The 13261-nt window shown below is 41.5% G+C and carries 9 protein-coding genes, 1 tRNA gene and 1 other RNA gene; 10 read left to right on the plus strand and 1 reads right to left on the minus strand.

What is annotated here, in order from left to right; translation table 11 throughout:
• Positions 1-173 precede the first annotated feature (173 nt).
• The 5 genes from AABI99_RS15835 to AABI99_RS15855 all read left to right on the plus strand — a co-directional run bounded on the left by AABI99_RS15835 (position 174) and on the right by AABI99_RS15855 (position 7196).
• Positions 174-249 (plus strand) — tRNA-Phe (locus AABI99_RS15835).
• A gap of 222 nt (positions 250-471) precedes the next feature.
• Entirely contained in the window at positions 472-1173 is a 702-nt protein-coding gene (locus AABI99_RS15840) for an antibiotic biosynthesis monooxygenase (RefSeq protein WP_338367055.1), read from the plus strand.
• 221 nt (positions 1174-1394) lie between these two features.
• Positions 1395-2810 (plus strand): TolC family protein, encoded by a 1416-nt coding sequence (locus tag AABI99_RS15845; protein ID WP_338367056.1) that lies wholly within the window; start codon positions 1395-1397, stop codon positions 2808-2810.
• Positions 2800-4116, plus strand: a complete 1317-nt coding sequence (locus tag AABI99_RS15850; protein ID WP_338367057.1) for an efflux RND transporter periplasmic adaptor subunit — start codon at positions 2800-2802, stop codon at positions 4114-4116. Before AABI99_RS15845 ends, AABI99_RS15850 begins: the two co-directional genes overlap by 11 nt.
• Positions 4113-7196, plus strand: a complete 3084-nt coding sequence (locus tag AABI99_RS15855) for an efflux RND transporter permease subunit (protein WP_338367058.1) — start codon at positions 4113-4115, stop codon at positions 7194-7196. The genes AABI99_RS15850 and AABI99_RS15855 overlap by 4 nt, the downstream gene beginning before the upstream one ends.
• Positions 7197-7326: 130 nt before the next feature.
• Here the strand turns inward: AABI99_RS15855 and ssrS are convergent.
• Positions 7327-7510, minus strand: a non-coding RNA gene (gene ssrS / locus AABI99_RS15860) — 6S RNA.
• 193 nt (positions 7511-7703) lie between these two features.
• On the opposite strand from ssrS, the gene AABI99_RS15865 reads away from it, so the two are divergent.
• The 5 genes from AABI99_RS15865 (at position 7704) to AABI99_RS15885 (ending at position 13004) form a co-directional block, all read left to right on the plus strand.
• The gene (locus tag AABI99_RS15865; protein ID WP_338367059.1) at positions 7704-8258 is read left to right on the plus strand and encodes a UPF0149 family protein; all 555 of its coding nucleotides are present in this window, start codon (positions 7704-7706) and stop codon (positions 8256-8258) included.
• A 26-nt stretch (positions 8259-8284) separates the two neighbouring features.
• Entirely contained in the window at positions 8285-9607 is a 1323-nt protein-coding gene (gene pepP, locus AABI99_RS15870; RefSeq protein WP_338367060.1) for a Xaa-Pro aminopeptidase, read from the plus strand.
• A 15-nt stretch (positions 9608-9622) separates the two neighbouring features.
• On the plus strand, positions 9623-10810 hold the full coding sequence (gene ubiH, locus AABI99_RS15875) for a 2-octaprenyl-6-methoxyphenyl hydroxylase (protein WP_338367061.1): 1188 nt from the start codon (positions 9623-9625) through the stop codon (positions 10808-10810).
• On the plus strand, positions 10807-11973 hold the full coding sequence (locus tag AABI99_RS15880; protein WP_338367062.1) for an FAD-dependent monooxygenase: 1167 nt from the start codon (positions 10807-10809) through the stop codon (positions 11971-11973). Before ubiH ends, AABI99_RS15880 begins: the two co-directional genes overlap by 4 nt.
• 104 nt (positions 11974-12077) lie before the next feature.
• Positions 12078-13004: a hypothetical protein gene (locus AABI99_RS15885; RefSeq protein WP_338367063.1), complete on the plus strand. Its 927-nt coding sequence runs from the start codon at positions 12078-12080 to the stop codon at positions 13002-13004.
• The last annotated feature ends 257 nt before the right edge of the window (positions 13005-13261 follow it).

Here is a 13261-nt window from a genome sequence, read left to right on the forward strand (position 1 = left end):
CTGACTTGTAATCAGTAGGTCAACCGTTCGACTCGGTTAGTCGGCACCATTTATTTTAGTAATTTGAAAAGGGAACTGTAATCTGTAGCCTGTTCAAGTTACCCGTCGACTCGGTTAGTCGGCACCATTTATTAAAATTAAATGTTTTAAACATTTAATCGCACTGTTTAAGTGCCTCGATAGCTCAGTTGGTAGAGCAGAGGATTGAAAATCCTCGTGTCCCTGGTTCGATTCCGGGTCGAGGCACCATTTATATTAAAGCCCTGCATATACATGCAGGGCTTTTTTTTACTTAAAATTCATTATGGACAAAACAGTCCATATTAATTGGGTATATCCTCTCTTTTTCTCCTTTGCTTGCATGCGCATAATTACCGTATCGAAAGGTTAGGGACTGTTGTTACTCACTCCATTTACTCACTCATATGATTGATTTAAGTAATAAAGTGCAGAGTACCTTTAGCCCTGCTAATGCCAATCCGCAAAATAGATCACTTAATTACGCGTATTGGTATAGATAACTTAAAGCTGGAGCACATTATGATCACGCAAATTGTTAAGTTTGATATTAAAGACGAGCACATCGCACAATTTAAAGCACTTCTAGAAGTAGATAAGCAAGGCGCTAAGGCTGAGCCTGGTCTTTTAGAAATGCGTTTATACCAAGACAAAAATGCCCCAGGAGTATTTTTTGCTTACGAGCGATTTGAAGATCAAAATGCGGTAGATTACCATAGCGCACAAGATTATACACAAACGTTGTTAAATGTACTGCCTGAGTATAGTCAATCAGAGCCTGAGGTGATGCTGCTTGAAAATACAGCACCCGCTCCCCTTCACGAAAACAACCCTAAAGTAGTTAATCCTGAAGATGACGTATTTAGTTTATTCTTTATTTTTAAAATTAAGCCAAGCTTTAAAAATAAAGTCATTGAGCGCTTTGAAACGCATGTAGAGCAAACCCGAAACCAAGAGCCGGGTAACTTAGTGTTTGATTTATATAGTATTGAAAATAGTGACGACACACTTGTTGTGTATGAGCATTGGCGCAACGAATCGGCGTTGTGGGACATTCACTTCAATCAGCCGTACTCAATTAAAACGAGTGAGCTACTAGCGCAAGCTGTTGTGGGTGACATGAAGCAATACATGAGCTTCGTTAAAGAAATTTAAAGGTTTGTGTTTAACAACATTATTTATCCTGTTTAGCAAATAGTGTATTACACGCTATTTGCTTTTTTGTATAAACCCCCTCCAAATTACCTGCCTATTTTATAATAACTGACTATTATGTTAATTCATCGCAACGTATGTAATGTTATGTAAAGTAAGTTGAGCAAAATTTGCCAAAGTGCTTGAATTACATTCATAAATGGCAGTAATTTAGGTTAACTATGATTTGGCAAACTAAGCCAACTTTATTGGCTCTTAGCTTGGTATTGCTGAGCGGCTGTGCGGGTGCGCTAAACCCTCAGCAGCGCGAGCAAGCACCCAGCGACATTGCAGCGACATGGCAACACGGTTTAGCACAAAATACACTTGCAGTAGATCAACAATGGCTGCAAACGTTAGACAATCCATACATTGAAGAACTTGTTAATAAAGCACTTAATAATAATCAGGCCTTGTTACAAAGTGCCTACGATGTACAAATACAAAAGCAGCAATTAATAGTATCTGGCTCAGCACTTTGGCCTGATCTTGATTTATCTGCGCAAACTAGGCGCAGTAAAGACAATCGACCGGTAAGTTATGATAATACCAGCTCTGTGAGTTTAGAGCTAAGCTATGAAGTCGATGTATGGGGTAAGTTATCTGATGCTAAACGCCAAGCCAATTTAAACTACTTAGCGCAACAAGCTAGTTTTGAGCAAGCTAAGCAGCAATTGGTGGCCGATGTGGTCACTGGCTGGTTTGATTTAGTAACCGCCCAGCAGTTACTCGATTTATATAAACGCCGAGAAGAAAACGCACAGCAAAACTTAGATATTATTGAGTCGGGCTACCGCCAAGGTATTAATGAGGCTCTTGATGTATATTTAGCCCGTAATGAGCTTAATAACGAGCGCACGCGTATTGCCAATCAACAAGCCACGCTTGTAAGCGCATCGCGTTCTTTAGAACGCTTATTAGGCAGCTATCCAAAAGGTGATATTACAGCAGAGGTTGAACTGCCTGTTTTTCTTGCGCCAATTAATACTGGTATTCCCTCAGAGCTTATAACCCGCAAGCCTCAACTGCGCGCAAGTTGGTATCAGTTATTAGCAAGCGATGCAGGCCTAGCCTATGCACATAAACAGCGCTTCCCAAGTTTAAACTTATCAGCATCTTTAAGTGATAGCACCGATAGAGTGAGCGATTTATTTTCGCCATCGAGTTTAGCGTGGTCATTACTTGGCAATATTTCTGCACCAATATTTAGTGGTGGCCAGCTAAAAGCAAATGAAGAAATAGCTCGCTTAAATGCACAAAAACAAGAGCAAGTATATTTAGATACCTTGTACGATGCATTCAGCGATGTTGAAAACGCAATTACTCAACAGCAATCTTTGCAAGTCAGTTATAAAAGCACATTAGAGGCGCAAGAAAACGCCCTTGCAGCAGAGCAACTATCGTTTGAGCAGTACCAAAGTGGCCTGGTCACTTACACAACCGTGCTTGATGCCCAGTCACGCTCCTTTGATGCGCAAAGCTCGCTTATTGAAACAAAAAACCAGCTAATTGCGAACCGAATAAACCTATACGTTGCCCTTGGTGGCGATTTTAACGCCCCAACAAGCGAACCTCAGAGCAATAACGATGAAAACTAAATCAGCAAAACTTTTAATTCCAGCCGTAGTCGTGGCGATCACGATTGCTATTGTTATGTTTATTAAGGGTAACCCACCCGAAGCCAAGCGTTTTGGCTCACCGCCTAAAGCGACAGTTAGCGTATCGATACAAAAAATTGACCCACAAGATTACCTTATTTTTATTGACAGCTACGGCACGGTAAAGCCGCGTACTCAAAGTTTGTTAGTTGCTCAAGCATCTGGGCAAATTAATAAAGTGAGTGATGACTTTAGAGAGGGCGGTTTTTTTGAAAAAGGGGATGTATTGCTGCAACTAGATGATAGGGATCATCAAGCAGAGGTTAAATCGGCGCAAGCAGCACTATTAACTGCTGAGCAAAGCTTATTAGAAGAAAAAGCACGAGGCCAACAAGCAATTATCGATTGGAAGCGTTTAGGGGGCTCATCGCAAGCAAGTAGTTTAGTACTTCGCAAACCCCAATTAGCGGCTGCACAAGCTCAGGTGCTTTCTGCGCAAGCTACACTTGAAAAAGCACAGCTTGATTTAGAGCGTACCAAAATTACTGCGCCTTACGCTGGGCGTGTGCTTAGTCGTAATGTAGACCTTGGCCAAGTGGTGAGTGACAATACTGAACTTGCAACTATATATGCCATAGACAGCGTAGAAGTACGCCTACCAATTAAAAATAAAGACCTGTCGTATATTAATTTGCCAGAGCAATACAGAGATGGCAGTAAAAACCAAACAGGCTCACTTGTTAAATTTAAGTCTGACTTAGTGGGCGAGCAAAAATGGCAGGGGCAAATAATACGCACTGAAGGCGCCATCGATGAAGGTGCTCAGCAATTGTATATTGTTGCGCAAATAAATGACCCATACAAAGCCACAGCAAATAACCAATATCCCATTAAAATTGGTCAATACATCACTGCGCAAATTAGCGGTAAAACAGTGCCAGATGCGTTAATAATCCCTAATAGTACTATTTACCAAGGCAGTTACGTGTATGTGGTTGAAGAGGGGCTGTTAAAGCGCAAAAGCATTACGCTTGCATGGCAAAATGCCACTCAAGCTATGGTTAAAACAGGCCTTAATGCAGGCGATAAGCTAGTCATTACACCGCTTGGGCAAGTAAGCTCAGGTACTGCTGTGAGTATTTTAGGCGAAACCGATACGCAAAATATGCAAGCAAAAGGCCCTAATGGGGTAGGCAAAGGTAAGCGCCCATCGCGTGAGCAGCTTAAGAAAAAAGCGCAAGAGCTAGGAATTAGCGTTGAAGAGTTAATACAAAAACGCCGTGCCGCACAAGGAGATAAGCCATGATCGCTTGGTTTACAAAAAACCACGTAGCGGCAAACTTATTACTCGTCACTTTACTGTTATCGGGTTTATTTAGTTTATCGACTCAAATACCGTTAGAAGTATTTCCGTCTTTTGAAACAGACCGTATTAGTGTCAGTGTTACTTTACGTGGTGCAACACCTGAAGATGTAGAGCAGGGGGTGACCATTCGAATAGAAGAAGCTGTGCAAGACCTTGAGGGAATAGAGCAAATATCTAGCCGTTCATCTGAGGGCTCTGCATCGGTGTCTATAGAAGTTGAAAGTGGCTACGACCCACGCGAGTTATTAGCCGATATAAAAAGCCGTGTAGATGCAATAAATACCTTTCCGGGCGATGCTGAAAAACCCATAGTAGCGCTTGCTGAGCGAAAACGCGAAGTAATAGCCGTTACCGTATCGAGTGATTACGGTGAAAAAGAAACGTTAGAGTATGCCGAGCAAGTACGCGACGATATTTTACGCCTTCCTAATGTTACACAAGTAGAGCTAAGTGGTGTGCGCGACTATGAGCTCGCTATAGAAGTAAGTCAAGATACACTGCGTCAATACAATTTAACGCTTGCGCAAATATCTACTGCTGTTGCAAAGTCGAGCTCAGATATCTCCGCTGGTAACTTAAAAACTGAAGGGGGTGATGTACTTATCAGCTCAAAAGGGCAAGCTTATCGTAAAGATGAGTTTGCAAATATTGTGGTTAAAAACCAAAGTGACGGTACAGTAATACGTCTAGGTGATATAGCCAGTATTAATGATGACTTTGAAGAAACCCCGGTACGTACCCGTTTTAATGGTAAACAAGCCGCTTTTATAGATGTATACCGTATTGGGCCGCAAAGTGCGATAGATGTAGCAGATGATGTTAAAAATTACATTGAAAAACAACAAAACTTACTACCACAAGGGTTCGCGTTAAGTTATTGGGATGATGACTCTCAAGTAGTAAAAAGTCGTATTGCCACGCTAACCAGTAGCGCCCTTCAGGGGGGGATTTTAGTATTAGCCCTGCTTACCTTGTTTTTACGCCCAGCCATTGCCTTTTGGGTATTTATTGGTATTCCGGTTTCGTTTATGGGCGCTTTTATTGCAATGCCTATTTTTGGCGTAACTCTTAACATAATGAGTTTATTCGGCTTTATTTTAGTACTAGGTATTGTAGTGGATGACGCCATAGTAACAGGGGAAAATGTTTATACTCATTTAAAAACCGCAGAGTCGGGCGAACAAGCTGCCATTTTAGGCACGCAAGAAGTTGCAACACCGGTTACCTTTGGGGTACTTACAACCGTTGCAGCCTTTTTACCTCTAGCGTTTATAGAAGGAGCACGTGGTGCTTTGTTTGCGCAAATTCCGGTGGTGGTTATTCCGGTATTATTGTTTTCACTCATTGAATCTAAATTTGTGTTACCAGCGCATTTAAAGTACATAAAGCTTCGTAACCAAAAAGCAAAATCATCCAAACTTGAAGTAATTCAGCAGCGATTTGCAGACGGATTCGAAAGTGCCATTTTAAAGTACTACCAACCAGTTTTAACAAAAGCATTACGCTATAAATTAGCGACAATAAGCTTGTTTATTGGTGTGTTTTTTATAATTTTAACGTTAATAACCAGTGGATGGACAAAGTTTGTATTTTTCCCGCGTATTCCTAGTGAAACCGTACGGGTAACATTAACCCTACCAACAGGTACGCCGTTTGAAGTAACTAACAAGTATGTAATGGATATGTCGCAAAAAGCACAGCTATTACAAGATAAATACCGTGATGAAAACACCAATGAAAGCGTAATATTAAATATACTCGCCTCTACAGGTGGGCGCGGTGGCGTGTCTAACTCTGGCAGCGTGCGTTTTGAAATAACGCCCCCCGAAAGTCGTGATTCAGATATTGGCTCTCGCGAGCTGGTCAGTGAATGGCGTGACTTAATTGGCGTTATTCCAGGGGCTGAAAGCTTAACCTTTAGAGCCGAAATAGGGCGTAGCTCTGACCCAATAAACGTGCAATTAAGCGGTACTTCACTAGATACCCTACAAAAAATTGCCGAAAGCGTAAAAACACGCTTAAGCACTTACCCAACCGTGTTTGATATAGCCGATAGCATGTCTGATGGTAAAGAAGAGCTGCAAATAGAGCTTACCGAGCAAGGCTATGCTTTGGGTTTAAACCGAGTGGATGTCGCAAACCAAGTTCGCAACTCGTTTTTTGGCTCGCAAGTACAGCGTATTCAACGCGGACGTGACGATGTACGTGTTATGGTACGCCTACCCATTGAGGAGCGTCGCTCTGTAGCTGACTTACAAAATATATTGATCACTACGCCTTCAGGTGGCTCGGTGCCGCTGTCGCATGTGGCGACATTAATTGCAGGACAGAGCCCGTCAACTATTAACCGCATCGATCGTTATCGCACACTTAACGTGACCGCCGACATAGAAAAAAGCAATACCAACATGACCGCGCTGCAAGCCGATTTAAGTGAGTATTTAGATGAGTTAATGCAGCAATACCCAGGTGTTGATTACACGCTAGAAGGCGAAGCTAAAGAGCAAAGAGAATCGTTTGGCTCACTCGCTTGGGCATTGTTATTTGTATTTTTTATTATCTATTCACTATTAGCGATACCGCTTAAATCGTACATGCAACCTATTGTTGTTATGAGCGTTATACCGTTTGGCATGATAGGTGCCGTAGTAGGACATTGGATCATGGGTATGGATTTAACCATTATGAGCTTGCTGGGTATGTTGGCGCTCATAGGTGTAGTGGTTAACGACTCACTTGTATTGGTCGACTTTATTAATAAAAAACGTAGCGAAGGCGGCAAGATTATTGATGCGGTTAAACTTGCAGGGGCCGCACGTTTTCGCCCCGTAATGCTCACAAGTTTAACCACCTTTATTGGTTTAATGCCGCTATTATTTGAAAAAGCCACACAAGCACAGTTCTTAATTCCAATGGCAGTAAGCCTTGGCTTTGGTATTGTGTTTGCAACGCTAATTACACTTATATTAGTGCCAGTAAACTATATGCTGATGGAGCGCTTTCAAAGCTGGTTTAGATAAATAACGAAATGTGTTCTAGGACTAAGCTGTAGTTGATTAATATCAATTGCAGCTTTTTTTTGCTAAAAATTTATAAGGTAATAAAGGGTATTTAAAAAAGGGAGGTAGCAAAAAATGCAAAACAAGAAAGGTGTTCCCCAAGCGTGTGGTGTTCGGCGTCAGTCCTGAAACCAGAAGGTTTCAGGGCGGAAAGCTGCGGTCTACCGTAGGCTTCTCGGTACATGCCGAGCTTGCACAATAGTAGACGAACAGAAATCCTGGTATAAAATTTATCGGCTCAGGGACTTAACCAAACTCCGACACCCCAGGGAACAAGTTCAGTATATAAGACATAATCAATTCATCAAACCCTAAACGCAAAAATTTGAACTGTTCGAGTAGTTTTTGCTCGCTGGTAACCCGCTATTTACTTATCGTGGTACTTTTTGAGCAGGATCATACAATTAATTGGAGTTGCTTTTTATCGAGTGGTAGCATTGCCATAACTTGCAAAGCGAAGATATAAATATGAGCGACTTACCAGACTACCAAAAAGCCCAGTTACTTTTAGAAAAAAACGAAATATTTGTCTCACCAGCAGAAGCCCATGGCGTAATTAGTGGATTACTTGCCTGCGGGTTGAGCATTGATGACAAAGAATACTTAGGCTTGTTAAGCGATGTATTTAATGATGGTCAAGCGTTTAGCAACGATCTAAAGCAGTTTTTTGGCACCATTTATAAGCAGGTAGTAGCAAGCTTTAATGATGAAGCGTTTGCGTTTGATTTATTTTTACCAAGTGATGATGAAACACTCATCGATCAAGCAAATGGCCTCGTATCATGGGTTACAGGTTTTATGCTTGGTTTTGGTTTAAAGCAAAAAGATTACGGTGCGCTATCGGCTGATGTAAAAGAAGTTATTAGCGACTTTAGTGAAATTACCCGCCTAGATACCATGTTTGACGAAACCGAAGAAGACAGCCAAGCCCTTCATGAGGTGATTGAATATGTACGTGTATCAGCACTGCTTTGTTTTGCCGAACTTGGCAAGGAAAAAGCACCTAAAAAAACACTACACTAATCTAAATAAAAACGGGTTGTTAAAGCATGGTTGAAATACAAAAGTCAGAATTTAAAGTACGTCGTGAGCGTTTACTTGCAAAAATGGATGCAAACAGTGTAGCCATTATTCCAGCGGCCAGCGAAGTAACGCGTAGCCGCGATACCGAATATGCATTTAGACAAGACAGCGACTTTTTTTACTTAACTGGTTTTAACGAGCCCGACGCCGTTTTAGTGCTTTGCAACAACAGTGACACGCCAAGTACGTTATTTTGTCTTGATAAAGATAAATTGGCCGAAATCTGGCACGGCCGCAGAATTGGCTTTGAAAAAGCTAAAAATGAGTACTTATTCGACGAAACTTACGCATTAAGTGAGCTAAGTGAACAATTATTAGATTTGGTTAACGGTCAGCAGATTTTATTTTATGCACAAGGTGCTTACCCAAGTTTTGATACAAAAGTATTTTCCTTATTAAACACACTGCGTAGCGGCACTAAAAAAGGCTATCAAGCACCGAGCACTTTAAAAGATGTGCGAGGCCTAATCCATGAAATGCGTTTATTTAAATCGCCAAGCGAAGTAAACATCATGCGTGAAGGTTGCGAGCTAAGTGCCCGCGGCCATATGCGAGCTATGCGTTACTCACACCCGGGTGCAACTGAATTTCAGTTAGAGGCAGAGCTGCATCATCATTATGCAATGCACGGTGCCCGCCACCCAGCGTACGGCACCATTGTTGGCAGTGGCGATAACGCTAATATTTTGCATTACACGCAAAATAGCGATGTGCTAAAAGATGGCGACTTAGTGTTAATTGACTCCGGTTGTGAGCTACAAGGATACGCTGCCGATATAACGCGTACTTTCCCGGTAAATGGTAAGTTTAGCGACCCTCAAGCCGCGCTTTATAATATTGTACTTAAAGCACAAGAAGTTGCTTTTGAAGAAGTTAAACCCGGTGGGTTTATGTCGCACGCCAATAAGCGTGCAATGGCAGTGATGACTCAAGGGTTACTTGATTTAGGTATTTTAAGCGGTGATTTTGACGAGCTAATGGCAAAAGGTGCTTGTAAAGAATACTACATGCATGGCCTTGGCCACTGGTTAGGCCTTGATGTTCATGATGTAGGCGATTACAAACAAAATAACGTTGAGCGTGCATTTGAGCCTGGTATGGTTTTAACCATAGAGCCAGGGCTTTACATCAGCGAAGATTCAAACGCACCGCAGCAATATAAAGGCATTGGTATTCGTATTGAAGATAATTTACTCATTACTGAATCAGGGCATGAAAACCTTACCTTAAGCGTGCCAAAAACCATACACGATATAGAAGCACTTATGCAAAGTGCAAAAAACGCATAAGCGTGGGAGAGTAAAGTGGCGAAGCAGTTTGATGTCATCGTGATTGGTGGCGGGCTTGCCGGCGCAAGTTGCGCGCTAAGTATTGCTAAAACAAATCCATCACTGACTATTGCGGTGGTAGAGGCAAACCAAGTAACGGGCGATTACCACCCAAGCTTTGACGACAGAAGCATAGCCCTTGCACAGCAATCGGTTGAGTATTTACAGCAGCTAAATCTATTTGAAACAAACGCGTCGTATAGCGCCGCAATAAAAAAAGTCAGCGTGTCAGATCGCGGACACTTTGGTAAAACACATATTAATTGCGATGCGTTTGCTAAACCTTCATTAGGCTACGTAGTTGAGGTAAACCCATTTGGCCGTGCGCTTTACCAGCGCTTAGCACAAACGAATATTGCAGTTTATTGCCCCGATAGCGTAAGCGCTATTAAGCAAAGCCTAAACAGTAACGAGCTTACTTTACAAAGCGGCGATCAACTCAGTGCTAAGCTACTGGTTATTGCCGATGGCGCACAATCACCAACCCGCAAGTTGCTTGGTTTAGGTTTTTATACTCAGCCTTATGAGCAAGGCGCTATAATTGCTAATGTTGAAGTCGCTGGTGGGCATAACAATCATGCATACGAGCGCTTTACTGAGCACGGCCCTATAGCGCTTTTGCCAATGAGTAATAATCGTTACTCACTAGTATGGTGTATGGCAAAACAGCGAGTTGAGCAATGCATTGCGCTAAACGATAATGAGTTTTTAAATGCGCTGCAAAGTGCGTTTGGTTACCGCGCAGGCCAATTCACCAAGGTAGGCGCACGGGCAAGCTATCCGCTAGTTTATGGCCAAGCAGAATCATTAACGGCGCATCGCACGGTAGTAATTGGCAACGCCGCGCATGCTATTCATCCTATCGCCGGGCAGGGATTTAATCTAGGTCTGCGTGATGTACAAGTACTCAGCCAGTTAATTGCATCAAGCAAAAACGAGCTGGGTAGTTATGCGTTTAACCGAGAGTATTCACATAAGCGCAGTAGCGATATAAAAACCGTAATGACATTAACTGATGCACTAGTTAGGCTTTTTTCAAACTCGTCACGCGTGTTAGCACTTGGACGCAGCATTGGGCTTTTCTCAATGGATTTATTTCCCGCATTAAAGGCTCCATTGGCAAAGCAGCTAATGGGTCAAGTTAAACAAGGTACACGTTTATGAAACAAGCACAGGTTTGTATAGTAGGTGGTGGCTGTGTAGGCTTAACCCTCGCGTTAGGGCTGGCTAAAGCCAATGTTACTGTTGTGGTGCTAGATGCCGCGCCAAAGCAATTACCGCCAAGTGATGAGTACGGATTACGCGTAAGTGCGCTCAGTATTGCAAGCCAAACTTTGTTTGAGCAATTAAACGTGTGGCCACACATAATGGCAGAGCGAGCGTGTGCCTATACACATATGGATGTACGTGACGCCGACAGTTTTGGTAAAATAGCCTTTAATAATGAGCAACTTGGGCTTGAACATTTAGGTCATATAGTAGAGAACGATATTATTCGTTTTGCACTCATAAAAGAGCTAGAGCAACAGCCAGCTGCCACACTCATGTTTGATACGCAGTATCAGCAAATACACCAAACTGAGTCCGACGTATTTATAACCCTAAAAAGCGGTGAGCCTATAATTGCTAAGCTGCTGGTGGCGGCCGATGGTGCAAATTCGGCTATTCGTAAACAATTTAATATGGCGCTCAGCTTTAAAGATTACGACCACCATGCACTTGTTGCTACGGTTAAAACCAAAGAGGGACATGCAAACACTGCGCGCCAAGTGTTTTTACCAACTGGGCCACTGGCGTTTTTACCACTGAGCGATGACCGCACCCATTCTATTGTGTGGTCTACCAGCCCTAATCATTGCGATGAGTTGCTAGCAATGGACGACACTACTTTTAATAAAGCCGTAATGGCAGCCATAGACGGTCAGTGCGGGCTGTGTGAAGTGCAAAGTAAGCGCGCAGCATTTCCACTTAAAATGCGCTACGCCCAGCAATGGGTAAGTGGCAAAGTGGTGTTAATAGGCGATGCTGCACACACCATTCACCCCCTTGCAGGATTGGGTATGAACCTAGGCCTAAAAGACGCCGCGTATTTAATTGAGTTACTCACAAGTGATAATAAAGAGTTTGCAAGCACCCGTACACTTCGCGATTACGAGCGCACCCGCAAGCTTGACGCGCAAAAGCACATAGCCATGATGCAAGGGCTTAAAGAGTTATTTGAAGGGGCAAATCCGGTTAAAAAACTGATTCGTGGAGTAGGGCTGTCACTTGTTGATAACCTAGGCCCAATAAAACACCTATTTGCCAAAGAAGCGATAGGCAAATAACGTAGGTTGGGAAGAGCGAAGTGAAACCCAACAGATAAAGTAAAGTGGTTAGTTTTTAGCTATTAGTATTTTTATGGATAGTAATAAGGTAATCAGGAAGATTAATGAAAAAAAAATTTAAATATAATGCCTCAAGTTTCCTACTTTTCTGTCTGTTGGTAGTCTCTTGTATAGCTATTATAGGGCTCTATATCGCAACTTTTGGAATTGATTTAATAAATAATAAAAACTTTTCTAATTGGGTTGATACTGCCACTTATCTTAATAATATGCTTCAGCCTATACTCTTAATTACGAGTATTTTTCTTTTATATAAAACGTGGCAGACGAGTAAAAAAGAATTATCAGAAACCAGAACGCTTATGAAAACTCAAACTGACGTTTTACTTTTTGATAAGGTAAAAGAAACCCTGCCTATGTTTATAGAGTCATTGCAAAACAATAACGTAAAAGATATTCCATCAAAGAACAAAGATGTGAATCAGTGTACTTTTAGATCTAAGCTATCTGATTTTAGTTACCTCATAAAAGACCATAAACTGATTAATCAAGATGATCTTGAGGCTCAATATGGTGTGGACGTTTTCGAACATCTATCGGCTTATGGTAGTCGAAATAATTGTAAAGAGTTTCAAGCATTTCAATTTGTTATTTTATCTAATGATGGGAGGGATTTGATTAAAACCATCTATAATAAAATGATAGCGCTTATCTATTTATCGGATAATACCTTCCTGAAAAGTTTTGATAGAGACTTTATAAATATTTTTGAGTTTATCTCCTCCGTTACAGACAAAAAACTTCGATTACTCTTATATAAAGAGTTAGTTAAGTCGCTAGGTGGAAACCTAGCTTTAAAGGGGCTTTTCATTTTCTATCAATCTAGATACAAAACTTTGTCAAAGGTTACAGAGAGTGAGTTTTTGAAAGAATGCATACGCGACTTTTATGACAATAACCTTTTAGAAGCATATAAGCCGGATTTTTATCTAATAGGGTTAATTAATAAAGGCCGTCCTAGCAGTAATTAACTGTTTTTAATGCACAAAATAAAAACTTTGATTAACTGTTAGATTTAAAAGCTGCGCTTTTCACGCGAGCAAGCTCGGCGTTTACCACAAAAAATTAAAACACTTATCTTTATTTTGCTTGTTGATATTACAAATTTACGTAATAGGGTTTTCCTGATAGCTGATAGCTGATAGCTGATAGCTGATAGCTGATAGCTGATAGCTGATAGCTGCTTTATAAAAGCTTAAAAAACCTGCTTGCTTAATTATCCATCTAA

Source organism: uncultured Pseudoalteromonas sp. (assembly GCF_963922945.1).
Classification (GTDB): domain Bacteria; phylum Pseudomonadota; class Gammaproteobacteria; order Enterobacterales; family Alteromonadaceae; genus Pseudoalteromonas.

Bases quoted from the DNA above. Each gene is read 5' to 3' on its own strand.
- AABI99_RS15840 (WP_338367055.1), top strand. From the start codon at position 472: ATGCCAATCCGCAAAATAGATCACTTAATTACGCGTATTGGTATAGAT.
- AABI99_RS15845 (WP_338367056.1), top strand. From the start codon at position 1,395: ATGATTTGGCAAACTAAGCCAACTTTATTGGCTCTTAGCTTGGTATTG.
- AABI99_RS15850 (WP_338367057.1), top strand. From the start codon at position 2,800: ATGAAAACTAAATCAGCAAAACTTTTAATTCCAGCCGTAGTCGTGGCG.
- AABI99_RS15855 (WP_338367058.1), top strand. From the start codon at position 4,113: ATGATCGCTTGGTTTACAAAAAACCACGTAGCGGCAAACTTATTACTC.
- AABI99_RS15865 (WP_338367059.1), top strand. From the start codon at position 7,704: ATGAGCGACTTACCAGACTACCAAAAAGCCCAGTTACTTTTAGAAAAA.
- pepP (WP_338367060.1), top strand. From the start codon at position 8,285: ATGGTTGAAATACAAAAGTCAGAATTTAAAGTACGTCGTGAGCGTTTA.
- AABI99_RS15880 (WP_338367062.1), top strand. From the start codon at position 10,807: ATGAAACAAGCACAGGTTTGTATAGTAGGTGGTGGCTGTGTAGGCTTA.
- AABI99_RS15885 (WP_338367063.1), top strand. From the start codon at position 12,078: ATGAAAAAAAAATTTAAATATAATGCCTCAAGTTTCCTACTTTTCTGT.